The organism is Streptodolium elevatio (genome assembly GCF_053592165.1).
The window spans coordinates 87,819-114,380 of the sequence record NZ_JBSFVE010000007.1 but is presented as its reverse complement, the minus strand read 5'-3'; the positions used below and the strand labels follow the sequence as shown (position 1 = coordinate 114,380).

The window sequence follows — 26,562 nt, the reverse complement described above, 5'->3', positions numbered from 1 at the left end:
TGACCTCCCATGTTCGGCCCCGCTGTGTTCCGGAGCTGTGGCCGTAGTCCACACGCGCCGGGCTGTTCGCGCAAGTACCCAGGTCACGCCGCCACCCAAACACCGCCGCGGGGACGTATGTGGCGGACGCTCCGGCGTACGCCCGGCGCGCTGTCCCCCGAAGCCGCGCCCGCGCGCGCCCCGGGGTCGCCACGGAGTCGGCCGGAAGCCGACCCGGAGCCGGGCCCAAGCCGCCGCGGGCCGCCGCCGGCCGCCGACTTGCCGCCGCCCGGGCGTCCGTCGGCCCGGCCGCCTACCAGCCCTGCCGCCGCCCACCCGGCACCGGAGCCCCGGCGTGTCCGGGCAGCCCCGCCGAGGCCGCCTCGACCTCCGCGTCGGGTCCCGGGAAGATCAGCCCGGTGTGTCCGTCGTCGAACCGCACGACGTACGGCGGCGCCCCGTCGGGGCCCCGTACCTCGAGGATCTCGCCGATCCGGTCGGCCCGGCCGACCGCGTTGCCGTGGACGTGGAGCCGGTCGCCGATCGTCGCGTGCATCGGATCTCCTTCCGCCGAGGATGCCCCGCTGTGTCCCCCCTCACGGCATCCATACACCTCCCAGACAACTACGCCGGTGCGGTCCGCGAAAGACTCCGGGCGTAATCTTCTTGATGGTTCGCGGATGCGGTTACCCCGTACCCGCGTGCCGCCGCGTGTGGCGTCCGGCGACAGCCGGAGTCAGGGCATCGCCGCCCCTTGTCGCGGTAGCCGGAGAAAGAGTGATACGGATCCACGAGATCGATACGGCAGGGATGAGCACGTCTGGGCGCTAAGACCAGCACCAGCCGGGTTCATTACCGATCGGTAGAGATGACGGATACGACGTCCGGGTACCACGATGGAGGCGGCGCGACACCGCTCAGTGGCGGCCGATGTGCGAAGCGGCCGAAGAAATTCGGACATTTCGCGCCCGGCCGATGATCGCAACATCTACCGATATGCGAAGGAACAGCGTGGCATCCGGACGAGAGCGCTTCTCGATCATCAGTGACGGCCTGCCGAGCCAGCTGCCGGACATCGACCCGAGCGAAACCGGCGAGTGGCTGGAGTCGCTGGATTCCGTCATCAACGAGCAGGGGCGGCAGCGCGCCCGCTACATCATGCTCAAGTTGCTCGAACGCGCCCGCGAGCGGCAGGTCGGCGTGCCTGCCCTGCGCAGCACCGACTACATCAACACGATCCCGCCGGAGAGCGAGCCGTGGTTCCCCGGCGACGAGGACATCGAGCGCCGCATCCGCGCCTTCGTGCGCTGGAACGCCGCGATCATGGTGTCGCGCGCCAACCGCCCCGGACTGGGTGTGGGCGGCCACATCGCGACGTACGCCTCGTCCGCGAGCCTCTACGAGGTCGGGTTCAACCACTTCTTCCGCGGCAAGGACCACGGCGAGAGCGGCGACCAGATCTTCTTCCAGGGCCACGCCGCCCCCGGCATCTACGCCCGTGCGTTCCTCGAGGGCCGGCTCACCGAGCAGCACCTCGACGGGTTCCGCCAGGAGCACTCGCAGGCGCCGTACGGCCTCTCGTCGTACCCGCACCCGCGGCTCATGCCGGACTTCTGGGAGTTCCCGACCGTCTCGATGGGCCTCGGCCCCCTCGGCGCGATCTACCAGGCGCGGTTCAACCGCTACCTGCACAACCGCAACATCAAGGACACCTCGCGCAGCCACGTTTGGGCGTTCCTCGGCGACGGCGAGATGGACGAACCGGAGTCGCTGGGCAACATCGGTCTGGCGGCCCGTGAGGAGTTGGACAACCTCACGTTCGTCATCAACTGCAACCTGCAGCGCCTCGACGGCCCGGTACGCGGCAACGGCAAGATCATCCAGGAGCTGGAGTCGTACTTCCGCGGCGCCGGCTGGAACGTGATCAAGGTCGTGTGGGACCGCTCGTGGGACTCCCTGCTCGCGCAGGACACCGACGGCGTGCTCGTCAACAAGATGAACACGACCCCCGACGGCCAGTTCCAGACGTACGCCGTGGAGTCCGGCGCGTACGCCCGCGAGCACTTCTTCGGCGACGACGCGCGCCTGCGCAAGATGGTCGCGCACCTGACCGACGACGAGCTGGTCAAGCTCGGCCGCGGCGGGCACGACTACCGCAAGGTGTACGCGGCGTTCAAGGCGGCCCGTGAGCACACCGGCCAGCCGACCGTGATCCTCGCGCAGACGGTGAAGGGCTGGACCCTCGGTCCGAACTTCGAGAGCCGCAACGCGACGCACCAGATGAAGAAGCTCACCAAGGCCGACCTCAAGATGTTCCGCGACCGGCTGTACCTGCCGATCTCGGACAAGGACCTGGAGGCCGACGTCCCGCCGTACTTCCACCCGGGCGAGAAGTCCGAGGAGATGGAGTACATGATGGAGCGCCGCGCGGCGCTCGGCGGGACCATGCCGCAGCGGATCGTGCGCGCCAAGCCGGTCAAGCTGCCCGGCGACGACGTCTACGCGCCGATCAAGAAGGGCGCGCGGCAGCCGATGGCCACCACGATGGCCTTCGTGCGGCTGCTCAAGGACCTCATGCGCGACTCCGAGATCGGCAAGCGCTTCGTGCCGATCGCGCCGGACGAGTACCGCACGTTCGGCATGGACGCGATGTTCCCGACCGCCAAGATCTACAACCCGCACGGCCAGACGTACGAGGCCGTGGACCGCGAACTGCTGCTCTCCTACAAGGAGTCGTCGAGCGGTCAGATGCTGCACGAGGGCATCTCGGAGGCGGGCTGCACCGCGTCGCTGATCGCCGCCGGTTCGTCGTACTCGACGCACGGCGAGCCGATGATCCCGGTGTACGTCTTCTACTCGATGTTCGGGTTCCAGCGCACCGGCGACCAGTTCTGGCAGATGGCCGACCAGCTCGCGCGCGGCTTCGTACTGGGCGCGACGGCGGGACGCACCACGCTCACCGGCGAGGGCCTCCAGCACGCGGACGGGCACTCGCACCTGCTGGCGTCCACGAACCCGGCGGTCGTGGCGTACGACCCGGCCTACGCGTTCGAGATCGCGCACATCGTCAAGGACGGCCTGCGGCGCATGTACGGCTCGTCCGACGAGCACCCGCACGGCGAGGACGTCTTCTACTACATCACCGTCTACAACGAGCCGATCGACCAGCCGGCCGAGCCGGAGGGCGTGGACGTCGAGGGCATCCTCAAGGGCCTCTACCGGCTCAAGGAGGGCGAGCCGCGGGACGGCGCGCTCCGCGCCCAGATCCTGGCGTCCGGCGTCGGCCTGCCGTGGGCGCTCGACGCGCAGCGCATGCTCGCCGAGGAGTGGAACGTCGTCGCCGACGTGTGGTCCGCGACCTCGTGGAACGAGCTGCGCCGCGAGGCGGTGGAGTGCGAGGAGCACAACCTGCTGCACCCGGAGGAGGAGCCGCGGATCCCGTACGTCCAGCAGGTGCTGGACGGCAAGCCGGGTCCGGTCATCGCGGTCTCCGACTGGATGCGCTCGGTGCCGGACCAGATCGCCCGCTGGGTGCCGTCCGACTACGCGTCGCTCGGCACCGACGGCTTCGGTTTCGCGGACACCCGCGGCGCGGCGCGGCGGTACTTCCACGTGGACGCCGAGTCGGTCGTCGTGGGCGTGCTCTCCGAGCTCGCCCGCCGCGGCGAGGTGGACGCGGCGACGGTCAAGAAGGCCATCGACCGCTACCAGATCCTCGACGTGAAGGCCGCGGGCGTCGGCACGGTGGGCGGAGACGCGTAACCGGCACGACATCAGCGCACGGCACCGCCGGAGGGCCCGGAACGCATCCGCGTTCCGGGCCCTCCGGCGTTCGAGGGGTCGGTCCGCGGGAGCGGTACGCGGAGTTCTCACAGCGGGTCAATGTCGGGCCACGAGACTACTGGAGAGTAGGATTCCGCTCCTGGAGTCCTATGATCACGCAGCTACGCGCGTCATCCGTTATGTGAATTTGACATGACTGGCATCCCATCTGAGGTCCACATGATGGGAAACTGCGTCGTGATCTCGGCACGGACAACAAGTGTCCGTATCGATCTTTTTCACGCACGACCCGTCCCGGTCGGCTGATCCGCTTCCCCATGGAGGACCCTCGATGACTGCACTCTCGGCGCGTCGCCGTACCCTCGCGGCCGGCGCCGTGCTTGTGGCCGGAGCGCTCCTGCTCACCGGTTGCGGCGACGACGACAAGAAGGACGACGTCAAGTCCACCCCGTCCGGCGGCACCGCCCCCACTTCGGCGGGTGCGTCGGCGCCGCCGGCCGGCGGCGCGCTGTTCGTCAAGCTCCCGAAGCAGTACCAGGACTCCAAGGTCGTCAAGATCGGCTCCGAGGTCGCGTACCCGCCCGTCGAGTTCAAGGACAAGGACGGCAAGACCTTCATCGGCTTCGACATCGACCTCGCCAAGGCCATCGGCGAGAAGCTCGGCGTCAAGGTGGAGATCGAGGACATGACCTTCGGTTCGCTCATCACGGGGCTCGACTCCAAGCGCATCGACCTGATCATGTCGGCGATGAGCGACAACAAGGACCGCCAGACCGGCATGGACGAGGGCAAGAAAGTCGGCGACGGCATCGACTTCGTCGACTACTTCAACGCCGGCGGCTCGATCCTGGTGAAGAAGGGCAACCCGCAGAACATCAAGACCCTCGACGACCTCTGCGGCAAGACCGTCGCACTGCAGAAGGCGACCACGCACGAGGAGACCGCCAACAAGCAGAGCGACAAGTGCAAGGCGGACGGCAAGGGCGCCATCACGATCCAGGCCTACGAGCACGACAACGAAGCCCTGTTGCGCGTCAAGCAGGGCGCGGCGGCCGCCGACATCAGCGACTTCCCGGTCGCCGCCTACGCGGCGCAGACCGGCGGCGACGGCAACGACTTCGAGGTCGTCGGCGAGCAGATCGATCCCGGCCCGTACGGCATCGGCGTCGCGAAGAACAACAGCCAGTTGCGCGACGTCGTCAAGGAGGCCGTCGAGCAGCTGATCGCAGACGGCACCTACGGCAAGATCCTCGAGAAGTGGAACGTCAAGCAGGGCGCGGTCACCGAGGTCAAGATCAACGGCGGCTCCTGATCCGCCGGCTCCGAAAGGTCATCCCCGGTGCCCCCCTCCAGTGACAAGGAGCCGGCCGGCAAGACGCCGGCCGGCTCCGGCCCGGCCATCGTCGCCGGCCCTGTCCCGATCAAGGCGATCCCAGTACGGCACTACGGTCGTTGGGCCGGCGCGGTAGTCGTCCTCGGCCTCCTGGGCCTGCTGGTCAACGCCTTCGCGACCGCCAACATCAACTGGGACACGGTCGGCGAGTACCTGACGTTCGACACGATCCTCGAAGGTGCCGGCAACACCCTCCTCATCAGCGTGTGCTCGATGATCCTCGGTGTCGTCCTCGGCGTGGTCCTCGCGGTCATGCGCCTTTCCGACAACCCGCTGCTGCGCTCCGTCGCCTGGGGATACATCTGGATCTTCCGCGGCACGCCGGTCATCGTGCAGCTCACCATCTGGTGGAACCTGTCGCTGGTCTTCCCGAACTTCAACCTCGGGTTCTACAGCGAGCCCATGAACACGTTCATGACCCCGTTCCTCGCCGCGCTGCTCGGCCTCGGGCTCAACGAGGCCGCGTACATGGCGGAGATCGTGCGGGCCGGCATCCAGTCGGTGGACGAAGGCCAGAGCGAGGCGTCGCACGCGCTCGGCATGAGCAAGCGCAAGACCATGCAGCGCGTGGTCCTGCCGCAGGCCATGCGCGTGATCATCCCGCCGACCGGCAACGAGTACATCAACATGCTCAAGACGTCGTCGCTCGCCTTCGTCGCGCAGTACAACGAGCTCTACAAGCGCAGCACCGACATCTCCTCCAGTTCACTGGCGGTCATCGAGATGATGCTGGTGGCGTCGGTCTGGTACCTGATCCTGACGTCGGTGTTCAGCATCGGCCAGTTCTACCTGGAGCGGCACTACGCAAAGGGATCGCTGCGGAGCCTGCCGGACACGCCGATCCAGAAGATCAAACGCATGGCGTTCTCGCTGCGCCGCCCGGAGGTGCCGCGCTCATGACCGTCGTGGACAAGAGCCGGCCGATGGTGCTGGCCGAGCAGGTGCACAAGTCGTTCGGTCTGATCGACGTGCTCAAGGGCATCGACTTGCAGGTGATGCCGCAGGAGGTCTTCTGCGTCGTGGGCCCGTCCGGGTCCGGCAAGTCGACGTTTCTGCGGTGCATCAACCACCTGGAGAAGATCAACGCGGGCCGGCTGTGGGTCGACGGGCGCCTGGTCGGCTACCGGCAGAAGGGCGACAAGCTCTATGAGCTCAAGGACTCCGAAGTCGCCTTGCAGCGCCGGGACATCGGCATGGTGTTCCAGCGGTTCAACCTGTTCCCGCACATGACGGCGCTCGGCAACGTCATGGAGGCGCCCGTCCAGGTCAAGCGCGAGACACGGGCCGTGGCCCGGGAGCGCGCGCTGAAGCTCCTGGACCGGGTGGGGCTCGCGAACAAGAAGGACGCGTACCCTGCACAGTTGTCCGGCGGGCAGCAGCAGCGCGTCGCCATCGCGCGGGCGCTGGCGATGGAGCCGAAGCTGATGCTCTTCGACGAGCCGACGTCGGCGCTGGACCCCGAACTGGTCGGCGAGGTGCTGGACGTCATGCGCGGGCTCGCGGAGGACGGCATGACGATGATCGTCGTGACGCACGAGATGGGCTTCGCGCGCGAGGTCGGCGACGCGCTGGTGTTCATGGACGACGGCGTGGTGGTGGAGTCCGGGCATCCGCGCGAGGTCCTGACGAACCCGCAGCACGACCGGACGAAGGCGTTCCTGTCGAAGGTGCTGTAGCTGTAGGTGGGTTGGTGTGCGGGGCGTCCCGGTCGGGGCGCCCCGTACGCGTGTCCGGGGGCGCTGCCGGGCGCCGCGTGTCAGGCGTCAGGCGTCAGGCGTACACGATGTCGTGCTTGTCGCGGTCCTGGGCGGCGAAGGCGAGCAGGCGGCGGCCTTCGTCCTCGATCGCGCCGCGCTGCGCCTTGAGGGCGTTCCTCGGCTCGGGACCGGAGGAGATCAGCAGCGTTGCGGTGTCCTTCGTACGCTCGATCCGCCACGCGGCCCGGCCGAACCCGTCGACCAGCAGGCCGCCCCAGAGCATGTTGCCCTGGTCCATGCCCCACTGCTGCCATTCCTTCGTGACCACGCGGGAGCGGTCGTCGTGGGAGAGGAAGATGTTGTCGAAGTCGGCGAGGAAGCGTACGGGCGCCGGGGTGTCCGCGGCCGGGCGCGGGGCGTCGGGCAGGTCGAACAGTTCGCGGCCGTTCTGGTCGCGGAAGGTGGTCAGTTGCGGCCGCAGGCGCTCCAGGACCTCCTTGAGGCGGGTGAGCCCGCACCATACCTGCACGTCCTTGACCGACATCGGGCCGAGCGCGGCGACGCAGCGCAGCACCATGGCGTCGACCGACGGCTCGGCCTCCAGTGGTCGGCCGAGCCAGTGCTCCAGCGTGGTGTGCGCGACGGCCCCGCTGCGCCCCCACAGGCCGCGAGGGGGCACCTGGACGAGCGGCGCCCACGTACGCAGGGCGGCCGACAGTGCGGACGGCTGCGCGTCCGGCCAGCGCGCCCCGAGGTGCGTGCCGACCTCGGCGAAGGTACGCGGCTCCGCCTCGATGAACGCGCGTCCTGTCGCGGTGAGTTCGTCGCGGTCCGCACCGGCCGTCCGGCGCGAGTGCGACGACTTGTACATGCGCTCCATGACGGGGAGCAGCAGCGGCCGCCAGGCGAGCGCGTCGTCCGCCGTGACGGTGTGGATGGTCGAGCGCATGAGCGCGATACGGACGACCTGACGGCCGGTCATGAGCCCGACCAGTTCCTCGGGGTCGAAGTCGGCGATGCGCGTCCAGAGCGTGAAGTAGGACGAGGTCGGGTGCTGGGCCTGGAGCCCGGCGAGGTGGCGGACCATGTCGAGCGCGGGCATGCGTACGCGTTCCAGCAGGTGCTGCCGCGCGAGGGTGGCGCGGTTGAGCTCGCGGAGGGTGAGCGCCCGTGGGGCTGCGTTCGTCATGCCACCGACTCTACGAGCCAATCAGGAACGGAACGCTCCTATATACGTTCCTGTTTCTGGTTCCGGGTTCTGGTTCCTGCTTCTGGGCGCCTACTTGACCGCGCCCGCCATCACCCCCTGGACGAAGTAGCGCTGGAAGGCGAAGAAGACCATCAGCGGCACGATCAGCGACAGGAAGGCCCCGGGCGCCAGCACGTCGATATTGGCGCCGAACGCGCGCGTCTGCGACTGGAGCGCGACGGTCAGCGGCGCGGAGTCGGTGTCGGCGTAGATCAGCGCGATGAGCATGTCGTTCCACACCCACAGGAACTGGAAGATGCCCAGCGAGGCGATCGCGGGGAGGCCGAGCGGCAGGATGACGCGGAAGAAGATCGTCAGGTCCGTGCCGCCGTCCATGCGGGCGGCCTCCAGCAGGTCCTTCGGGATGCCGGCGAAGTAGTTGCGCAGCAGGAACACCGCGAACGGCAGGCCGAAGGCGACGTGGAACAGCACGACGCCGAAGATCGTGCCGAACAGGTTCGTCTCGCCGTACAGCTTGGAGATGGGGATGAGCGCGACCTGCACCGGCACCACGAGCAGCCCCACGACGATGAGGAACAGCCAGTCGCGGCCCGGGAATTCGAGCCAGGCGAAGGCGTACGCCGCGAGCGAGCCGATGAGGATCACCAGCAGCGTGCTCGGCACCGTGATCCAGATCGTGTTGAAGAACGCCCGCATCATGTCGTCGTTCGACAGCAGCTTGTCGTAGTTCGTCCAGGTGATCTGGCCGGGCTCGGAGAAGACCTTCCACCACCCGGACGTGCTGGTCTCCTTCGGCGGCCGCAGCGACGACACCAGCAGCCCGAAGGTGGGCATCAGCCAGAACAGCGCGACCAGGACCAGTCCGACCGCGACCGCGCCGCCGCCGGTCCGCGCCACGATCCGCGACGCGACACCGCGCTTGATGCCTCCCGTCCCACCCGGCTCCGGACCTCCGGAGCCGGGTTCCTGGCCCGTTCCGACGCCCGTGGCGGTCGCCTTCGCGACACCGGCCGGCGCCCCTTCTGCCCCCGCGGTCATTTGTTCTCCCTTCGGAAGCGCCGGATGTTGAAGAGCATCGCCGGCAGGACCAGGAGGAACAGGACGATGCCGATCGCGCTGCCCAGGCCCTGGTTGTTGCCGCCGCCGAAGGAGGCCAAATACATCTGCAGGGCGAGGACGTTGGCCTCTTTTTGCGACGAGCCGAGCGAGATGATGTAGACGAGGTCGAAGACCTTCAGGACGTTGATGACGAGTGTCACCATCACCACCACGAGCACGGGTGCCAGCAGCGGCACGGTGACGCGGCGGAAGACCTGCCACTCGGTGGCGCCGTCGACCCGGGCCGCCTCCAGGGCGTCGCGCGGGATCGCGGCCAGGCCGGCGGCGATGAGGACCATCGCGAAGCCCGCCCACATCCACACGTACGCGCCGATGATGGCCGGGGTGATGAGGTTGGGGCCGAGCCAGTCGTAGCCGGCGAAGGACTGGGCGAAGTTCGACTCGGCGAGCCGGACTTGCACGGGTCCGTCGGCGGTGGCCTCCTCGGGGAGCGTGAAGGATCCGTCGGTGCCGGTCGTCGCGGAGCCGACCGTACGGCCGTCGCGCACCGCCTCGACGCGCACTCCCGGCAGGCCGCGTTCGCCCGGATCCACCTGGCCCGGCTTGCCGACGTTGCCGCGGCTGAAGTCGAGCCACACGACGCCGGACAGCGCCGGTCCGGTGGCGGGCGGCGCCGCCGGGGCCGGCAGGGCGTCCGCCGGGATCTTGTCGTCGGGCAGCGCCACGAGCGGCAGCAGCACCGGGGCGCCCGGGCCGCTCGGCGCCGCGGTGATGAAGCCGCCGCCCTCCTCGTCGATGCCGCCGTTCGGACGCGGTCGGGCGCCGGGATAGGGCGCGCCCTCGGAGAACGCGTCGTGCACGGTCACCAGCGCGGCGTTGGCCACGCCCTTGTCCGCGTCGCGGTCGTAGACGAGGCGGAAGATGATGCCGGCCGCGAGCATCGAGACGGCCATCGGCATGAAGATGACCAGCTTGAACGCCGTTGCGAACTTCACCCGTTCGGTGAGCACCGCGAAGACCAGCCCGAAGGCCGTCACGACCGCGGGCACCACGAGCACCCAGATGAGGTTGTTCTTCAGTGCGGTGAACGTGTCGTCGTCGGTGAACAGGTCCTGGTAGTTGCCGAGCCCCGCGAAATCCGACCAGCCTTCCGCACCGAAGAGGCTGCGGATCAGCGTCCAGACGATCGGATAGACCACCAGCACCGCGAGCACCAGCAGCGCCGGGAGCAGGAACAGCCAGCCCAGCAGCCGCCCGGTACCGAGGCCGCGGGAGTCGTCCCCCGCGGCCTCGGCCGGCTTGCGCGGCGGCGGCTGGTCGATGCGGGTCGGGTCGGTCGTGTCCGCCATGTCCGCGATGACCCCCGTCGGTGTCAGGTGCCGGTGTACGCCTTGGCCGCGCTCGCCTCCAACTTGGCCTGCGCGCCCGCGACATCGGACGGGTTGCGCAGGAAGTCCTGGAGGTCGCGCCACATGCCCTCGCCCTTCGTGCCGCCGAACGCCGCGGGCGCCTGGTCGGACATGTCGAAGCGGAACTCGTCGCCCGCGCCGATGAGGTTCTGGGCGATCTCGCGGTACGCGTCGTCCCGGTACGCCGCGAAGTCGAGGTTCTTGTTCGGCGACAGGAACCCGCCCTGCTCCGCCCACACCTTCGCCGCGTCGGGCGAGGCCAGGAAGTTGAGCAGGGCCATCGCGCCCGGGCTGTCCTTCATCGCCACGGCGACGTCGCCGCCGCTGACCACCGGGGCCTTGCCGGGCGAGACGGCGGGGAACGCGAAGAACTTCGCGTCGGTGCCGATCTCGGAGTCGGTGTCCTTGATGATGTTGGTGCCGACGAAGTCCGCGCCGGGCAGCATGCCGGCCTTCGGCGGGTCGCCGAACACCAGCGGGACGGACGCGGGGAACTCGGTCTGGAGCGCGCCGCCGGGGCCGCCGGGGAACCACGCGTTCTGGCCCCACACCTTGGCGAGCGTCTCGAGCGCCGCCTTGACGCTCGGGTCGGTCCACGGGATCTGGTGCGCGGCGAGCTTGTCGTACATGTCGGGTCCGGCCTGGCTGAGGTAGACGTTCTCGAACCAGTCGGTGAGGACCCAGCCGTCGGCCCCGCCGGTCGCGAACGGCGGGGTGCCGGAGTCCGATACCAGGCCGGCCGTCTTGACCAGGTCGTCCCACGTCGTGGGTTCGGTGGCGCCGGCGTTGGTGAAGACGTTGGCGTTGTACCAGACCAGGGACTTGTTGGCGCCCTTGTAGTAGACCCCGTACAGCTTGTTCTCGTACGACCCGAGCTTCTGCCACTGCGGCGCGAAGTTCGCCTGTACGGACTGCTGCACCTCGGCGGAGACCGGCTTGATCCAGCCCTTCTGCGCGAACTGCTTGAGTACGCCCGGCTGAGCCAGGAACGCGACGTCGGGCGGCGCGTTGCCCTCGACCCGCTGGCCGAGGAAGGTCGAGGCGCTGTCGCCGGTGGGGATGAACTCGGTCTTGGCGCCGGTGCGCTTCTCGAACTCGGACAACACCTTCTTGAAGGACGCCAGTTCGTCGTCCGTCCACACGCCGGCGACACTGACCGTCTGTCCCTTGAGGGACTGCCCGGCCGGTGGGTTGGCGCCGTCGCCGCCGTCGTCGTCGTCGCTGCAAGCGGCCAGCCCCAGCGTCAGCATCGACGCCGCCGCCAGCGCCCCCACGAGTCGCCTCACGATTCCTCCCTCACGGAAAGACCCGTCTCCGGGTCGAAGAAGTGCATGCGATCGGTGGCCACCCGCAGCATCGCGGTGTCGCCCTCACGGACCCGGGTACGCGGCCCGAAGCGGGCGACGAGTTCCGAGTGCGCGGTCCCGGGATCGGGCACCTGGTCCTCGGCCCCGACGTCCTCGGCGAGTTCCTGCACGTCGGCGGTTACGGCCGGCGGGGCGGCGAGGCGTACGTGCACGTGCACCTCGGAGCCCATCGACTCCACCAGGTCGGTCTCGGCGCGCAGGAGCATCCCGTCGGGCGCGGGCGCGTCGTCCTCGGCCGCGTCGAACAGGTCCTCGGGACGGATCCCGACGACGACGGAGCGGCCCACGTAGGCACGCAACGCCGGTCGTTCGGCGAGGAGTTCGGGTGGCACGGCGAGTGTCTGGTCGCCGAGCCGCACGGTTATGCCCCCGCCTGTGCTCGCGCCCTCGCCCGCCGCCTCGCCCTTGCCCTTGCCGTCGGGCGCACGGTCCAGTTCCCCGCTGAAGAGGTTCATCGCGGGAGAGCCGATGAAGCCGGCGACGAAGAGGTTCACCGGCCGGTCGTACAACTCCTGCGGCGGGGCCACCTGTTGCAGGATGCCCTTGCGCATGACGGCCACGCGGTCGCCGAGCGTCATCGCCTCCACCTGGTCGTGCGTCACATACAAGGTGGTGACGCCGAGTTCGCGGGTGAGCCGGGCGATCTGGGCGCGCATCTGCACCCGGAGCTTGGCGTCGAGGTTCGACAGCGGCTCGTCCATCAGGAACGCCTGCGGTTCCCGCACGATGGCGCGGCCCATCGCCACGCGCTGCCGCTGGCCCCCGGAGAGTTGGCGGGGCTTGCGGCCCAGGTGCTCTTCGAGGCCGAGCGTACGGGCCGCCTGTTCGACGCGCTTGCGGATCTCCGGCTTGGGCAACTTGCGCAGCCGGAGCCCGAATCCGATGTTGTCGCGGACATTGAGGTGCGGGTAGAGCGCGTAGCTCTGGAACACCATCGCGACGTCGCGGTCGCGGGAGGGCACCCGGTTGACGACGCGTTCGCCGATCCGGATCGTGCCCTCGCTGATGTCCTCCAGCCCTGCGACCATGCGCAGGGCGGTGGTCTTGCCGCACCCGGACGGACCGACGAGCACCAGGAACTCGCCGTGTGCCACTGCCAGGTCGAGCGAATCGACGGCTCTGGTGCCGTCCGGATAGATCTTTCCGACCCCGTTCAAAACCACGTCAGCCACAGCACCCCCAGGGGTGACACGATCGCCTCGATCCCCTGTTGCTACGCCTCGTGGTGCGAAGGTCACAACCCCCCAGGTGGTGACCGACGCCCATTTGTAATCTTAGGAGTACGGTGTGTGATCACTTTTGCTACGCGCGTCGCGCTGTGTAGGCGAATTGCGCAATTTGGCTGAGCTGGTTGCGAATTCCGGTGCGGTGTGCGGGCTGTGGCCGTGCGCTTGCGCACCGCACCGGCGGATGTCGCTACTCGCGGCCCGGGCCGACGTACGTGTGCGTCATGACCGCGTACCGGTCGCCCGACACCTGGGCGCCGATCGGTTCGAGCGCGGCCAGTTCGGCGTCGTCGAGGACGATGCCGACGGCGGCCGCGTTCTCGGCGAGGCGGGCGCGCTTGGTGGTTCCGGGGATCGGGACGACCGGCATCGCCCACACGTCGCCGCGCATCTGGATCCAGGCGAGCGCGACCTGCGCCGGGGTGACGCCGCGCGCCTGTGCGATGTCCTTGAGCGGGCGCAGGAGTTCGGCGTTGTTCTTGGCGTTGTCCCCGGTGAAGCGCGGCTGCGCGCGGCGTGTGTCGCCGTCGGGCAGGTCCTCGAAGGACGTCCACAGCGCGCTCAGGAACCCGCGGCCGAGCGGCGAGTAGGGCACGACGGCCGCGCCGACCTCACGCGCCGCCGGCACCACCGAGTCCTCGATGTCCCGGGCGAACAGCGACCATTCGGCCTGCACGGCGGCGATCGGGTGCACCGCCGCCGCGGCGCGGATCTCCTTGGCGGTCACCTCGGAGAGCCCGAGGTGGCGTACCTTGCCGGCGGCGACCAGGTCGGCCATCGCGCCGACCGTCTCCTCGATCGGCACGGCGGTGTCGCGGCGGTGCATGTAGTACAGGTCGATGGTGTCCACGCCGAGGCGCGCAAGGCTGGCGTCGCAGGCGGACCTGACGTACGCGGCGTCCCCGCGGATGTCGCGTCCGCCCGGCGCCGCGTGGCGGTCGATGCCGAACTTCGTGGCGAGCAGCACCTCGTCGCGCCGGCCGCCGCGGAAGAACTCGCCGAGCAGCTCCTCGTTGGCGCCGGTGCCGTACATGTCGGAGGTGTCGAAGTGGGTGACGCCCAGGTCCAGCGCGTACGCGAGGGTCGCCGACGACTCGGCGCGGTCGGGCGCGGCGCCGACGTAGAAGTCGCTCATGCCCATGCAGCCCAGGCCCTGGAGCGAGCTGATCGGGCCGTTGGTGCCGAGGGCGGTGGTGCCGAGTGCGGTGGTGCGGGTGGTGCGGGTGGTGCGGGTGGTGCGGGTGGTGCGAGTCATGGGGTCTCCGCCTTCCCGGTAGTCGCGGCGGGTTCCTCCGCGACGACGGCGCCGTAGTACTCGATCTTGTAGTCGAGGACGAGCAGGCAGGAGGTCAGGTCGGTGATGCGGGCGCGGACCTCCTCGCGGTGGTCCACCAGGATCTGGTGGCGCTCGGCGAGGGTGTGGTCGCCCTCACGGGCGAGTTCGGCGTACCGGATCATGTCGGCGACGGGCATGCCGGTCGCGCGCAGTTTGCCGACGAAGTCCAGGAAGCCGAGATCGCGTTCGCTGTACCGGCGCTTTCCCGCCTGCCCTCCCCCGCTCCGGGAGGTCTCGCGGCCGACGTGCGGCATGAGGCCGATGCGCTCGTACCAGCGCAGCGTGTGCGCGCTCAGGCCGGTCCGGGCCGCGACCTCGCTGATCGTGTACCGGCCGACCTCGGTCTCGTCGAGGACGTGGTGGTCGGTCACCTCGTGGACGGCGGTCGACTGGGCCGGCGACATGGCATGCCTCCTGGAGCTGGGGTACGGCCGCCCTCCTGCGACGGCCGCGACGACGACGCTACGGACTTCGAGTGCACTCTAAGCAAGACCCGGTGGCACTCACCCGCTCCGCTCCAGCTCCCGGAACTCGATCCCCGCCCGGCGCAGCCGCCCGATCAGCGCATCGCCCATCGCGACCGCGGTCGTGACCTGCCCGGACGTCTTGGGGACCTGGTCGAAGGCCAGGCAAAGAGCCGCCTCCGCGAGCATCTTGGCGGTCTCGTCGTACCCCGGGTCGCCGCCTCGCACCTCGGTGACGACCCGCTCGCCGCCGCCGTCCGCGACGAAGCGCACGCTGAACCAGGCCTTCGCGCGGCGGGCCGGGGCGGGGCCGTCGCCGGGGGCGAGGCGGGTCTGCAGCGCGCGGCGTACGGGCGCCACCTGGGCGAGCAGCACCAGCGACCCCACGCCGACGGCACCGGCTACGGCGGTCGGAAGGCGGCGTACCGACGCATAGTGCGTGTACGAGAAGTCCGGCCCGTACGACTCCAGCGCCCGCGCGGACCGGGCCACGATCTGCGGGTCGATCGTCGGCAGCGGCACCAGCCAGCCGCCGGTCTCCCGGTCGCGCCGCGGCTTGCCCTCCACCGCGCGCGCCCGGCGCCCGTGCGGGCCCTTGTCCACCCGGCGGCGCGCGTGCGCCGCGTCGCGCGTCGAGCGCAGCCGCGAGAAGGCGGTGAGCGCCGAAGCGAACGTCCCGCCGGAGACCGCGCCCCCGGCCCGTACGCGCCCCTCCACCCGCACCGGCACCCCGCGCGGCAGCAGCCCCACCGTGAACAGCACGCCCAAATCGTGCGGCACCGAATCGAACCCGCACGCGTGCACGAGCCGAGCCCCGGTCCGCACCGCGGTCTCGTGGTGCGCGACGAACATCCGGTCGACGAACTCCGGCTCCCCCGTGAGGTCGAGGTAGTCCGTCCCGGCCTCCGCACACGCCGCGACCACCGGCTCGCCGTACTCGATGTACGGCCCGACCGTCGTCGCCAGCACCCGCGTGCTCCCGGCCAGCGCCCGCAGCGACGCCGGATCCCCGACGTCCGCCGTCAGCAGCTCCAACCCCGCACACGCCGGATTGATCTCCGCAAGCCGATCGCGCACCGCCCGCAACTTCTCCGGGCTCCGCCCCGCGATGGCCCACCGACACGCGGCCGGCACATGCCGCGCCAAATACTCCGCCGTCAACCCCCCGGTGAACCCGGTGGCCCCCAACAACACCACGTCGAACGCCCGGTCCAGCGACGGCAACCCCGCCACCCCACCGCCAGAACTCCCAGACCCCATCCCACTCCTTCCCTCAGCGCCCCCTAAACGCAACACCCCACCCCAACGTTCCCCAACCACAGCCTATTGACCCAAGGTCAACAATCCTTCCGGCGGATCAGCCGCTGACGATGCGCGAAGACTGGAACACGCTTGTAGGCATTGGGACGGCCAACTCCCAGGTGACACTCATCGGCCGCGCACCGGCATGCTCGATGTAGCGAGCAGGCCCGAGCAGCATGTACGGAGCACCAGCACCGGCCGCCGTACTCTTCGCTTCCCGAATGAACAGCAACACCCGCGTGCCCAGTTGCTCGTGCGTGATGTATCGACGCCCTGTCTCCGTTTCTGGTGACGTACTGTTCTGCGATTCCCAGTGAAAGAGCTTGGGGCTGATTGCATAGTCTTTATAGAGAGTTTGCGGGGAAAAGTCCTTTTCATCCTTTTTGCTAGTGATCAGTAGCGCGTCTGCGGCTACGACGTCAGACCACGCAACGCCAGCTACCCACTTCCCCGGCATCCGTTCCATGGATGACCACTTGAGAGCGGTCAGGAGCTCTTCGCGGGTGTAGTACGCGTGCATCGCGAGCGGCAGATCCTGGAGGGAGCCACTCATCGCGATGGGTACATGCGCCGCCTGGGCAAGGCCAAACTGGAGAACATCCCGAAGCTCCGCGCGGAAGGTCCGGCACGGCCGCAAGGTTTCCAGACCTTCCTCGTACGCTGCAAACGTTGCGCCGCCGTTTGGCCAGATGTTGTAGAACAGCATCTGGGCGTAGAGCTGTTGCTCTTCCGTGAGTTGCGCGTACGGCGGAACGTCGTCGCTCAGCAGGTACGTGTAGGCGTCCACTCGGCGTCGGTCATCAACGTGCAGGAATGCGCGGATGCGCTCCAAGAGCTTCGCTTCGCCGTCAACAAGGGAAGGCTCGACAAGGCCGGCTCGGCGCAGGAGGTCCATCCAGCTCCGCTTCGACACATACAGTTCGCTGATCTCGCGCTGGCTCTCCCGGAGAAACTTCGCGAAGCTCAGCTCGCCATAGGACTTCACCTCCAACGCCAACTTGCTCACGGTCAAGCCAAGTTGGCTTTGCAGGTTCTCGATGACGATATGCTTGGCGACCCGATCGAGAATGATCTCGCACCCTGTCGGCAGGTGCGGGAAGTCGTTCTCGACATGCGTCTGCAGCAAATGACGCCGTACGCCTGTCAGCGCACGGAAGCGTGACTCAAAGCGGAACTCCTTGCGCTGCTGTCCAATGAAGTCGAGAACCGTAAGAACAGCCTTGTCCGGCGAACGACGCAGCCCCCGACCCAGTTGCTGGAGAAACACGGTGGCACTCGATGTAGGCCGGAGTAGCAGCAAGGTGTCTACGTGCGAAATATCGAGGCCCTCATTGAAAAGATCCACACTGAAAATGACCTGGAGCTTGCCCGCCCGCAAGTCTGCGAGAGCTTGCGCACGCTGCTCCTTCGATGAACCACCCGACAATGCCATCGCGTTGAGCCCTGCCGCCTTGAACTCTCGCGCCATGTACTCAGCGTGTGCCACCGTGACGCAGAACCCAAGGGCCCGCATGCCGTCGGGGTTCGCGACCTTGTCCTCAATAGCCTTTAGGACATACAACACTCGTTCCTTGTTGCCCACATATAGTTCGCTGAGTGCATCCTGGTCGTAGCGACCGCCCTTCCATCGGATTGCGGTCAGGTCGGTGTTGTCGGACACGCCGAAGTAATGAAAGGGGCACAGAAGATCCGCCTCAAGAGCATCCCACAGGCGCAACTCAGAGGCGATGCGGCCGTCGAAGTACTCATCATGGACATCCTTACCGTCCATACGCTCTGGGGTGGCGGTCAGGCCTAGAAGTTCCAGGCCATGAAAGTGGTCAATTACCCGGCGATACGTGGGCGCCGTCGCGTGGTGAAATTCATCAATGACCACGACATCAAACTGGTCAGGCTGCAGAGATTCTAGCGTTTTCGGAGTCAACGACTGCACGCTCGCAAAAACGTGCTTCCACTGATCAGGTCGCTTCCCATCAACGAGCATTTCACCGAACGTCGCATCGCCCAACACCTCGCGATACGCTCGCATCGACTGAGCCAGGATCTCTTTACGGTGTGCCACGAAAAGCAGGGAGAGATCGCGCCCGTGCCGTGCCCTCAGCTGCTTGTAGTCCAATGCGGCAATGACCGTTTTCCCGGTGCCAGTGGCAGCAACGAGCAAGTTGCGATGGTTATCGTGCACCTCGCGTTCCACGTCCAGGTCTTCCAGCATCTCCTTCTGATGCGGATAGGGACGCACCTCAAGCCCGGACAACGCCAAAGAGAAACCGGCGTCCCCGGAATCCGACCGCCCGGCAGCGCGCAGCGCGTCGTCAAGCCGCTGGGCATCGGCTGCAGGGTCGTACATTTCAAAAGCGGAGTCATTCCAGTAGGAATCGAAAGCCGCTTCAAACTTGTGCAAGACCTCCGGGGTGGCGACGCTCGATAGCCGCACGTTCCACTCAAGCCCGTCCAGGAGAGCCGACTTGGAGAGGTTCGAGCTTCCGACGTACGCGGTGTCGAACCCCGACTTTCGCCGGAACAGCCACGCTTTCGCGTGCAGCCTCGTGGACTTGGTCTCGTAGTTGACCTTGACCTCGGCTCCGAACTCCTTGACCAGCCGGTCAAGAGCTCGTCGCTCAGTGGCACCGATGTACGTGGTGGTGATGACGCGGATCGGCACGCCGCGTTCATGCACCGAGCGCAGCGACTGCTCCAACACGCGGAGCCCGTGCCACTTGACGAAGGCACACAGCAGATCGACGCGGTCTGCACTCTCCAGTTCGGCGCGCAACTCGTAGCCCAAGCTGGGGTCATCGGGCGAGTTTGTGAACAGGGCTGTCTCGGACAGTGGCGTCGCAGGCCGTATCCGGTAGACGCCCGGGGCTTCTTGCTCAGCAATGCTAATGAGCTGCCGAGGACCCTCGACGATCTTCGCCGGCGTGGTTCCCACACGGTCCAAGTCGCGGATGACGTCCAGGATCCGGTTGGCCGCGGGAACTCTCGCCTCAGGAGAGAGGCTGCCGAGAGCCCGGATGAGAGCGTGCGCAAGATGTCTGCTCAGCACCTGACTTGATGCGTCGTCACCCACCTGCTGATCGACAACGATGCCGCCTGCGTCGCGCAAGGCGCCGAGCGCGGCTTCCAGTTCGTCGGTCATGAGCAGTTCGTACACACCCGCCGCGGGTGCCATATCGGTGCCTGAAGCATCGACCACGCTGGTCCCCATCCCCTGAGCCCGGCCAACCGCACTTGAGTGCGTCCGGCAATTGCGTTGGACGTACTCAACCACCAACTGGCATGTCCACGCGGCTGGGGACAGCGTCAGGGGAGGGTGGTGTGCATTTCCCAGAGGAGGAGTTCTGTGGGGGTGGTGGCGGTCAGGTGGGGGGTGTCGGGGGTGGTGAGGCGGACGGCGTCGCCTTCGGCGAGGGGGCCGGCGCCTTCGAGGGTGGCGGAGCCCTGGGCGATGAAGAGGTGGAGGTACGGGGCGGTGGGGAGGGTGACGGTGTCGCCGGGGGCGAGGCGGGCGGCGTGGAGGGTGGCGTCCTTCTGGTGGATGCGGATCGCCGAGTCGTGGGCGGGGTTGCCGGAGGCGACGGGGACGAGGGCGCCGGGGGTGAGGTCGGCGGAGACGTCGCGCTGTTCGTAGCCGGGGGTGATGCCGGCCTCGTCGGGGACGACCCACATCTGGACGAAGCGCACGGGCTCGGGGGTGGCGGAGGCGCGCACGTCGTTCTTCTCGGAGTGCAGGATGCCGCTGCCCGCGCTCATGCGTTGGGCGAGGCCCGGGTGGATGACGCCGTTGTGGCCCTCGGAGTCCTGGTGCACGAGCGAGCCGGAGAGCACCCAGGTGACGATCTCCATGTCGCGGTGCGGGTGGGTGTCGAAGCCGGTGCCCGGGGCGACGATGTCGTCGTTGCTGACGAGGAGGAGGCCGTGGTGCGTGTTGGCCGGGTCGTAGTGGCGGCTGAAGGAGAAGCTGTGCCGGGAGTCGAGCCAGCCCGCCTCGGTGTGGAAGCGGTCGGCGGCGCGGCGTACGTCGTACGTGGTCATCGGGCGTTCCTCGGATCGGCACGGGGCGGGGGTACTCCTCCCCGCAACGGTACGGCGCACGGTCGGTTGGTATCGTCCTGAATCCGGCGGAACCGTTCTGCCGAGACGCTGTGCGCAGCGAAGTCCGGTGTGATCCCGGCGCTGTCCCGCAACTGAGATGCTCCCGCGCCCGTGCGGTCCGGGGGATGAGCCAGGTCGCCTCGCCTGCGTCGACGACATCTGCCCTCGTAGGAAGGGCGAGCCGTCCACGGGTCCTGCGTCCCCTTCCCCGTGGTGCACGCGGGAGAAATCCATGAAGCTCACCACGCTGCTGCGGCCTGCCGCGGCGGTCGTCCTGGGCGCGCTGGTCCTGACCGGCTGCGGCGACGACGACAAGGACAAGAAGGACGACCAGGGCGCCGCTCCGTCCGGTTCGCAGTCGGCTACCGCGACCGCCGGGCAGGCGCCGGCCGACGCGCCCAAGAAGATCGTCTCGCTGGCCCCGACCGCGACCGAGATGCTGTACGCGATAGGCGCCGGCAAGCAGGTCGTCGCCGTGGACGGCCTGTCGAACTTCCCGGCCGACGCCCCCAAGACCGACCTGTCGGCCTTCAAGCCGAACGCCGAGGCGGTCACCAAGTACACCCCCGACCTGGTGGTCATCTCCGACGACATCGACGGCATCAAGCAGAAGCTGGAAGCCGTCAAGATCAAGGTCGTCGAGGTGCCGGCCGCGAAGACGTTCGCGGAGATGTACACGCAGTTCAACACGCTCGGCACGGCCACCGGCCACACCGCCGAGGCGGCCGCGCTCGCGGAGAAGATGAAGAAGGACATCGACGACGTCGTCGCGAAGGTCAAGAAGCCGGCCAAGCCGCTGACCTACTTCCACGAGCTCGACAGCACGGGCTACAGCTCGACCTCGAAGACGTTCATCGGCGAGGTCTACGCGCTGTTCGGCCTGCAGAACATCGCGGACGCGGCCGACAAGGACGGCTCGGGCTACCCGCAGGTCTCCAGCGAGCACATCGTGCAGTCCAACCCGGACCTGATCTTCCTGGCCGACACCAAGTGCTGCCAGCAGGATCTTGCCTCGGTCTCGAAGCGTCCGGGCTGGGACAAGATCAAGGCGGTGCAGACCGGCAACGTGGTCGCGCTGGACGACGACATCGCGTCGCGCTGGGGTCCGCGCGTCGTCGACCTGGTCAAGACCGTCGGTGCGGCGGTCGAGAAGGCCGGCGCGAACGCGTGATCCGCGGCCTCGCGATCCGGCGCCGCGCGGCGGGAGAGGGCCACGCGTACGTCGCGTACGCGGTCGGCTCCCTCGCGTTGCTCGGCGCCGTCGTCGCGGGCCTGCTCGTCGGCGCCGCGGACCTGCCGGTGCGCGGCGTGCTGCTGGCCCTGGTCGACGAGTTGCCCTTCGTCGACGTCGACCACGGGCTCAGCCCCGTGCAGCACTCGGTGCTGATGGAGATCCGTATGCCGCGCGTGCTCGGCGCGGTCGTGGTCGGGTCGCTGCTGGCCGTGGCGGGCGCGGGCTACCAGGGCGTCTTCCGCAACCCGATGGCCGATCCGTACCTGCTCGGTGCGGCGGCCGGGGCGGGCGTCGGCGCGACGGTGGTGATCGCCTACTCGGACGTCGAGTCGGTGGCCGGGATCGGGGTGATCCCGCTCGCGGCGTTCGTCGGGGCGATCGGCGGCGTGCTTATGGCGTACGCCCTCGGCTCGACCGCCGGGCGCGCCGACGGCACCGTCACCCTGGTCCTCGCGGGCGTGGCCGTGTCGGCGTTCCTGTCGTCGGTGCAGACCTTCGTCATGCAGGCGAAGGTCGACGAACTGCGCCGCATCTACTCGTGGATCCTCGGCAGTCTGGCCACGATCGGCTGGAAGGAACTCGGGCTCGTGCTGCCGTACGCGGCGACGAGCACCGTCGTCCTGCTGCTGCACGGCCGCCTTCTGGACGTCATGACGGTCGGCGACGAAGAGGCCGCGGTGCTGGGCGTCAACGCCGGCCGGGTGCGCTTCGTGGTGCTCTTCGCGGCCTCGCTCGCGACCGCGACCGCGGTGGCGATCAGCGGCCTGATCGGGTTCCTCGGCATCGTGATCCCCCATGTGGTGCGCCGTCTGGTGGGCGGCAGCTACCGGCGCATCCTGCCGCTGTCCGTGCTGGTCGGCGGCGCGTTCCTGGTGGTCGCCGACATCGTCGCGCGCACCGCGACGGCACCCGGGGAGCTGCCGATCGGCGTCGTGACGGCGTTCATCGGCGCGCCGTTCTTCGTGGTGGTGCTGCGCGCGACCCGCAGGATCGACCTGTGACCGGGGTCGACGTCGCGGCGCTCGACGTGACGCGCGAGCGGCGGCGCATCCTGCACGGCATCGACGCGCACGTGGGCACCGGCGGCTGGCTCGCGGTGATCGGGCCCAACGGCGCGGGGAAGTCGACGCTGCTCAAGGCCGTCGCGGGCCTGCTGCCGTACTCCGGCGACGTGCGCGTGGACGGAGTGCGGCTGCGCGACCTGCCGCCGCGCGAACTCGCCCGCACCATCGCCTACACGCCGCAGAACCCCGTCGTGCCCCCGCAGATGTCGGTACGCGAGTACGTGCTGCTCGGCCGCACCCCGCACCTCGGCTACCTCGCGGTGCCCGGACGCCGCGACCGGGCGGTCGCCGACGGCGTCATCGAACGCCTGGACCTCGCCGACTTCGCCCACCGTGAAGTGGGCCGCCTGTCCGGCGGCGAACGCCAACGCGTGGTGCTGGCAAGGGCGTTGACGCAGCAGACACCGGTCCTGCTGCTCGACGAGCCGACCACCGCCCTCGACCTCGGCCACCAGCAGCAGGTGCTCGAACTGGTCGACCTGCTGCGCCGCGACGACGGCCTCACGGTCATCACGACGCTGCACGACCTGGGCCTCGCCGCGCAGTACGCCGAACGCATGCTCCTGCTCGTCGAAGGCCGCGCGGCCGCCGCGGGCACGGCGGCCGAGGTGCTGACGCCGGACAGCATCGCCGAGCACTACCAGGCGCACGTCGAGGTGGTGGCGGGGCGGGACGGCCGGCCGCAGGTGCACCTGGTGCGTCCCCGTGACAATGCCGGTGGCGGCCAGGCACGGCCGGCGGCCGACGTGGGAGGGAAGGCGGGACCATGACCGGGTTGTGCGAGGAGGGCGCGGAGCCGTCCGATCCGACCGAACGCGACCAGGGCGATCACGACCTGATCGATCCCGAGGCCACCGACGCCGCACTCGCCGGCCCTGAACTCGCCGACCCTGAACTCGTCCGCCACGACGGCTGGCCCGCGCTGCTATGGCGCGCCGGACCCGGGTGGCGGATGGTGTCGAGCGCGATCCTCGGCGGCGGTCTCGGCCCGCGCGCGTGGGTGCTGAACATGCAGGTGCCGCCCGGGTATTCGCGTATGGACCCGGTCGACCACCTCACCGAGACCGCGGCCGCGGAAGGCCTCTCCGGGGCCGACGGCGCGGGCGTCGGGCTGATGACCGCCGCGGACGTGGCCGCGTTCACGATCGGCGAGGACCACGGCGTACGCGCGTGGGTGACGACCGGCATCGGCATCCCCGCCTGGGCCGCCGCCCCCGAACCAGCTTCTCTGCCAAGCCAGTTGGCGCAAGGCGAGGACGGCGACAGGAGCCCCGCGTACCCTCCCCCGGGCACCATCAACACGATCGTCGCGATCCCCGCGCCGCTCACCGACGCGGCGCTGGTCAACGCCGTGGCGACGGCCACCGAGGCCAAGGTCCAGGCGCTCGTGGAGACGGGGTACGCCTGCACCGGCACACCCTCCGACGCCGTCTGCGTCGCCGCGCTCACGCCCCGGCCCGGCGACTCCCCCGAACTGTTCGGCGGCCCCCGCTCGGTCTGGGGCTCCCGGCTCGCCCGCGCGGTCCACGCGGCGGTCGTGCAGGGCGCCCGCGACGACCGCGTCCGGCGCGACGGTGTGCGCCCCCGCCTCCCGAAGGGGTCATCATGGTCCCCGTGACCTCCCGATCTTCCGGCTCCGACGCCACCAAGCGCGCCGCGACCGTACGCCGCCTGGAGAAGTCCGCCGGCACCCTCGCCGGCGCGGCCGCCGCGCGGATGGACGAGACGCTGCCGTGGTACCGGAACATGCCGGCCGACAACCGCTCGTGGATCGGCCTGGTCGCGCAGGCCGGCATCGCCGCGTTCACCGAGTGGTTCCGGCACCCGGAGGCGCCGTACGCGGTCAGCGCCGACGTCTTCGGCACCGCGCCGCGCGAGCTGACCCGGGCGATCACGCTGCCCCAGACCGTCGAACTGGTGCGCGTCACCATCGAGGTCGTCGAGGCGCAGATCGACGAGCTGGCCGCGCCCGGGTACCAGCAGGTGCTGCGCGAGGCGCTGCTGCTGTACTCCCGCGAGATCGCGTTCGCCACCGCGCAGGTCTACGCGCACGCCGCGGAGGCACGCGGCGCGTGGGACGCCCGGCTGGAGGCGCTGGTCGTGCACTCCCTGCTGCGCGGCGAGGCCGACGAGGGCATCCTGTCGCGGGCCGCGGCACTGGGCTGGGGCTCGCCGGAGTCCGTGATGGTGGTGGTCGGCAACGCGCCGGACGCCGACACCCAGGCGGTCGTGGACAGCATCCACCGCGCGTCCCGGCACGCCCGGCTGAACGTCCTCACCGGCGTGCAGGGCGACCGGCTCGTGGTCATCCTCGGGGGCGCCGACGACCCGCTGCGGGCGACGCGTACGCTGATCGGGCAGTTCGGCCCCGGTCCGGTCGTGGTGGGCCCGACCGTCCCGGACCTGCTGGCCGCTGTACGGTCGGCACAGTCCGCGACCGCCGGGCACCGGGCGTGCGCCGCGTGGCCGGACGCCCCGCGCCCGGTCCTCGCCGACGACCTGCTCCCCGAGCGGGCGCTCGCCGGGGACGAGGAGGCGCGGCGGCAGCTGGTGGAGGAGATCTACATACCGCTGCACGGCGCGGGGTCCGCGTTGCTGGAGACACTGTCGGTGTACCTGGAGCAGGCGTCGTCGCTCGAAGGTGCCGCGCGGATGCTTTTCGTGCACCCCAATACCGTTCGTTACCGGCTGCGACGCGTCATGGACGTGACCGGCCTGGTACCGACGGAAGCCCGTTCCGCTTTCACGCTGCAGGTCTCGCTGATCCTCGGGCGCCTGGCCGCAGCCGAGGGCGGTTTGTAGGGATCCCACAAAACCGTCTTCTGATCTTCGTCGGCGACAATACGGGGTCTCGACCCCCTGATAGCGAGAGGGTTGATACGTGCTCGTACTCGTCGCGCCCGGACAGGGTGCCCAGACTCCCGGTTTCCTCACGCCCTGGCTCGACCTGCCCGGGGTCGCCGACCGCCTCACGTGGTGGTCCGCGGTCACCGGCCTCGACCTCATCCACTACGGAACCAAGGCCGACGCCGAGGCGATCCGCGACACGGCGGTGGCCCAGCCGCTGCTGGTCGCGTCCGGTCTGGTGGCGGCACTCGCGCTGTTCCCGCACCCCTCCGACGCGTACCGCGTGGTCGGCGGCGCGGCCGGGCACAGCGTCGGCGAGCTGACCGCCGCGGCCGGCACCGGCGTGATCACCGCCGAGTCGGCGATGGTCCTGGTGCGCGAGCGCGGCAAGGCGATGGCGGCCGCGGCGGCGGTGACCGAGACGGGCATGTCGGCCGTCCTCGGCGGGGACGCCGAGCAGGTGGTCGCCAAGATCGCCGAACACGGCCTGACCCCGGCCAACATGAACGGCGCCGGCCAGATCGTCGCGGCCGGCACCCTGCCGCAGCTCGCGGCGTTCGCCGCCGACCCGCCCGAGAAGGCGCGGGTACGCCCGCTCGCGGTCGCCGGCGCGTTCCACACGCACCACATGGCCCCGGCCGTCGACCGGCTCGCCGAGCTGGTGCCCGGCGTCACCGTGCGGGACCCGCGCACGCCGTACATCTCGAACACCGACGGGACCGTGCTGCACGACGGGCGCGAGATCGTGAAGCGCCTGGTCAGCCAGGTGTCGAACCCGGTGCGCTGGGACCTGTGCATGGAGACCATGCGCGACCTCGGGGTCACCGCGATCATCGAGGTGCCCCCGGCCGGCACCCTCACCGGGCTCGCCAAGCGCGCGCTGCCCGGCGTCGAGACGCTGGCCCTCAAGACCCCGGACGACCTCGACGCGGCCCGCGTCCTCGTGGAGAAGCACGGGACGCCGAGCCAGATCGACGCGTCGCCCACCTGGCGCCTGGTCGTGGCGCCGTTCAAGGGCACCGTGCACCGCGCCGAGGTCCGGCCCGGCGACGACCTGGCGCCGGGCGCCGAGGTCGGCGTCGTACGCTCGCACCGCG

20 protein-coding genes and 1 pseudogene are annotated in these 26,562 nt (G+C 69.3%); 10 read left to right on the top strand and 11 right to left on the bottom strand.

Annotated features, from left to right (window positions below; all coding sequences use genetic code 11):
* Positions 1-292: 292 nt before the first annotated feature.
* On the bottom strand, positions 293-535 hold the full coding sequence (locus tag ACWD12_RS15485; RefSeq protein WP_358348180.1) for a DUF1918 domain-containing protein: 243 nt from the start codon (positions 533-535) through the stop codon (positions 293-295).
* Between the two features lie 440 nt (positions 536-975).
* Between ACWD12_RS15485 and aceE the strand changes: the two genes are divergently transcribed.
* The 4 genes from aceE to ACWD12_RS15465 all read left to right on the top strand — a co-directional run bounded on the left by aceE (position 976) and on the right by ACWD12_RS15465 (position 6,831).
* Positions 976-3,741, top strand: coding sequence for a pyruvate dehydrogenase (acetyl-transferring), homodimeric type (gene aceE, locus ACWD12_RS15480; RefSeq protein WP_450099950.1), 2,766 nt, complete (start codon positions 976-978; stop codon positions 3,739-3,741).
* A 352-nt stretch (positions 3,742-4,093) separates the two neighbouring features.
* Complete coding sequence (locus ACWD12_RS15475) at positions 4,094-5,074, top strand: ABC transporter substrate-binding protein (protein ID WP_358348174.1); 981 nt, start codon at positions 4,094-4,096, stop codon at positions 5,072-5,074.
* Between the two features lie 27 nt (positions 5,075-5,101).
* Complete coding sequence (locus tag ACWD12_RS15470) at positions 5,102-6,055, top strand: ABC transporter permease subunit (RefSeq protein ID WP_435838966.1); 954 nt, start codon at positions 5,102-5,104, stop codon at positions 6,053-6,055.
* Positions 6,052-6,831 (top strand): amino acid ABC transporter ATP-binding protein, encoded by a 780-nt coding sequence (locus ACWD12_RS15465; protein ID WP_358348171.1) that lies wholly within the window; start codon positions 6,052-6,054, stop codon positions 6,829-6,831. The genes ACWD12_RS15470 and ACWD12_RS15465 overlap by 4 nt, the downstream gene beginning before the upstream one ends.
* A gap of 94 nt (positions 6,832-6,925) precedes the next feature.
* Here ACWD12_RS15465 and ACWD12_RS15460 read toward each other — a convergent pair whose 3' ends face one another.
* The 10 genes from ACWD12_RS15460 to ACWD12_RS15415 form a co-directional block, all read right to left on the bottom strand.
* The gene (locus ACWD12_RS15460) at positions 6,926-8,041 is read right to left on the bottom strand and encodes a winged helix DNA-binding domain-containing protein (protein ID WP_450099949.1); all 1,116 of its coding nucleotides are present in this window, start codon (positions 8,039-8,041) and stop codon (positions 6,926-6,928) included.
* 90 nt (positions 8,042-8,131) lie between these two features.
* On the bottom strand, positions 8,132-9,100 hold the full coding sequence (locus tag ACWD12_RS15455; RefSeq protein ID WP_450099948.1) for a carbohydrate ABC transporter permease: 969 nt from the start codon (positions 9,098-9,100) through the stop codon (positions 8,132-8,134).
* Positions 9,097-10,470 (bottom strand): carbohydrate ABC transporter permease, encoded by a 1,374-nt coding sequence (locus ACWD12_RS15450; protein ID WP_450099947.1) that lies wholly within the window; start codon positions 10,468-10,470, stop codon positions 9,097-9,099. The genes ACWD12_RS15455 and ACWD12_RS15450 overlap by 4 nt, the downstream gene beginning before the upstream one ends.
* Positions 10,471-10,493: 23 nt before the next feature.
* The gene (locus tag ACWD12_RS15445; protein ID WP_358348159.1) at positions 10,494-11,816 is read right to left on the bottom strand and encodes an ABC transporter substrate-binding protein; all 1,323 of its coding nucleotides are present in this window, start codon (positions 11,814-11,816) and stop codon (positions 10,494-10,496) included.
* Positions 11,813-13,069: an ABC transporter ATP-binding protein gene (locus tag ACWD12_RS15440; protein ID WP_450099946.1), complete on the bottom strand. Its 1,257-nt coding sequence runs from the start codon at positions 13,067-13,069 to the stop codon at positions 11,813-11,815. Before ACWD12_RS15440 ends, ACWD12_RS15445 begins: the two co-directional genes overlap by 4 nt.
* A gap of 244 nt (positions 13,070-13,313) precedes the next feature.
* Positions 13,314-14,378: an aldo/keto reductase gene (locus tag ACWD12_RS15435; RefSeq protein WP_450099945.1), complete on the bottom strand. Its 1,065-nt coding sequence runs from the start codon at positions 14,376-14,378 to the stop codon at positions 13,314-13,316.
* The gene (locus ACWD12_RS15430; protein ID WP_358348149.1) at positions 14,375-14,863 is read right to left on the bottom strand and encodes a MerR family transcriptional regulator; all 489 of its coding nucleotides are present in this window, start codon (positions 14,861-14,863) and stop codon (positions 14,375-14,377) included. The genes ACWD12_RS15435 and ACWD12_RS15430 overlap by 4 nt, the downstream gene beginning before the upstream one ends.
* Before the next feature lie 99 nt (positions 14,864-14,962).
* The gene (locus tag ACWD12_RS15425; protein WP_450099944.1) at positions 14,963-16,183 is read right to left on the bottom strand and encodes a saccharopine dehydrogenase family protein; all 1,221 of its coding nucleotides are present in this window, start codon (positions 16,181-16,183) and stop codon (positions 14,963-14,965) included.
* A gap of 97 nt (positions 16,184-16,280) precedes the next feature.
* Entirely contained in the window at positions 16,281-19,433 is a 3,153-nt protein-coding gene (locus tag ACWD12_RS15420; protein ID WP_450099943.1) for a DUF3427 domain-containing protein, read from the bottom strand.
* A 95-nt stretch (positions 19,434-19,528) separates the two neighbouring features.
* Positions 19,529-20,260 (bottom strand): pirin family protein, encoded by a 732-nt coding sequence (locus ACWD12_RS15415; protein ID WP_450099942.1) that lies wholly within the window; start codon positions 20,258-20,260, stop codon positions 19,529-19,531.
* 292 nt (positions 20,261-20,552) lie between these two features.
* Here ACWD12_RS15415 and ACWD12_RS15410 point away from each other — a divergent pair, with 292 nt between their 5' ends.
* From ACWD12_RS15410 to ACWD12_RS15385, 6 genes and pseudogenes are all read left to right on the top strand, one after another.
* Complete coding sequence (locus ACWD12_RS15410) at positions 20,553-21,491, top strand: ABC transporter substrate-binding protein (protein WP_450099941.1); 939 nt, start codon at positions 20,553-20,555, stop codon at positions 21,489-21,491.
* On the top strand, positions 21,488-22,555 hold the full coding sequence (locus ACWD12_RS15405; protein ID WP_358348135.1) for a FecCD family ABC transporter permease: 1,068 nt from the start codon (positions 21,488-21,490) through the stop codon (positions 22,553-22,555). The genes ACWD12_RS15410 and ACWD12_RS15405 overlap by 4 nt, the downstream gene beginning before the upstream one ends.
* Positions 22,552-23,388, top strand: a complete 837-nt coding sequence (locus tag ACWD12_RS15400) for an ABC transporter ATP-binding protein (protein ID WP_450099940.1) — start codon at positions 22,552-22,554, stop codon at positions 23,386-23,388. Before ACWD12_RS15405 ends, ACWD12_RS15400 begins: the two co-directional genes overlap by 4 nt.
* Complete coding sequence (locus tag ACWD12_RS15395; RefSeq protein ID WP_450099939.1) at positions 23,385-24,236, top strand: adenosylcobinamide amidohydrolase; 852 nt, start codon at positions 23,385-23,387, stop codon at positions 24,234-24,236. The genes ACWD12_RS15400 and ACWD12_RS15395 overlap by 4 nt, the downstream gene beginning before the upstream one ends.
* Positions 24,224-25,420: a PucR family transcriptional regulator gene (locus tag ACWD12_RS15390; RefSeq protein WP_450099938.1), complete on the top strand. Its 1,197-nt coding sequence runs from the start codon at positions 24,224-24,226 to the stop codon at positions 25,418-25,420. The genes ACWD12_RS15395 and ACWD12_RS15390 overlap by 13 nt, the downstream gene beginning before the upstream one ends.
* A 79-nt stretch (positions 25,421-25,499) precedes the next feature.
* A pseudogene (locus ACWD12_RS15385) lies at positions 25,500-26,426 on the top strand (ACP S-malonyltransferase); the annotation flags it as partial.
* Between the last annotated feature and the right edge of the window lie 136 nt (positions 26,427-26,562).

Excerpts from the sequence above, each read along its gene's own strand:
- ACWD12_RS15485 (WP_358348180.1), bottom strand. The coding sequence starts at position 535 with ATGCACGCGACGATCGGCGACCGGCTCCACGTCCACGGCAACGCGGTC.
- aceE (WP_450099950.1), top strand. The coding sequence starts at position 976 with ATGCGAAGGAACAGCGTGGCATCCGGACGAGAGCGCTTCTCGATCATC.
- ACWD12_RS15475 (WP_358348174.1), top strand. The coding sequence starts at position 4,094 with ATGACTGCACTCTCGGCGCGTCGCCGTACCCTCGCGGCCGGCGCCGTG.
- ACWD12_RS15465 (WP_358348171.1), top strand. The coding sequence starts at position 6,052 with ATGACCGTCGTGGACAAGAGCCGGCCGATGGTGCTGGCCGAGCAGGTG.
- ACWD12_RS15460 (WP_450099949.1), bottom strand. The coding sequence starts at position 8,041 with ATGACGAACGCAGCCCCACGGGCGCTCACCCTCCGCGAGCTCAACCGC.
- ACWD12_RS15455 (WP_450099948.1), bottom strand. The coding sequence starts at position 9,100 with ATGACCGCGGGGGCAGAAGGGGCGCCGGCCGGTGTCGCGAAGGCGACC.
- ACWD12_RS15450 (WP_450099947.1), bottom strand. The coding sequence starts at position 10,470 with ATGGCGGACACGACCGACCCGACCCGCATCGACCAGCCGCCGCCGCGC.
- ACWD12_RS15435 (WP_450099945.1), bottom strand. The coding sequence starts at position 14,378 with ATGACTCGCACCACCCGCACCACCCGCACCACCCGCACCACCCGCACC.
- ACWD12_RS15430 (WP_358348149.1), bottom strand. The coding sequence starts at position 14,863 with ATGTCGCCGGCCCAGTCGACCGCCGTCCACGAGGTGACCGACCACCAC.
- ACWD12_RS15425 (WP_450099944.1), bottom strand. The coding sequence starts at position 16,183 with ATGGGGTCTGGGAGTTCTGGCGGTGGGGTGGCGGGGTTGCCGTCGCTG.
- ACWD12_RS15420 (WP_450099943.1), bottom strand. The coding sequence starts at position 19,433 with ATGGGGACCAGCGTGGTCGATGCTTCAGGCACCGATATGGCACCCGCG.
- ACWD12_RS15415 (WP_450099942.1), bottom strand. The coding sequence starts at position 20,260 with ATGACCACGTACGACGTACGCCGCGCCGCCGACCGCTTCCACACCGAG.
- ACWD12_RS15410 (WP_450099941.1), top strand. The coding sequence starts at position 20,553 with ATGAAGCTCACCACGCTGCTGCGGCCTGCCGCGGCGGTCGTCCTGGGC.
- ACWD12_RS15395 (WP_450099939.1), top strand. The coding sequence starts at position 23,385 with ATGACCGGGTTGTGCGAGGAGGGCGCGGAGCCGTCCGATCCGACCGAA.
- ACWD12_RS15390 (WP_450099938.1), top strand. The coding sequence starts at position 24,224 with ATGGTCCCCGTGACCTCCCGATCTTCCGGCTCCGACGCCACCAAGCGC.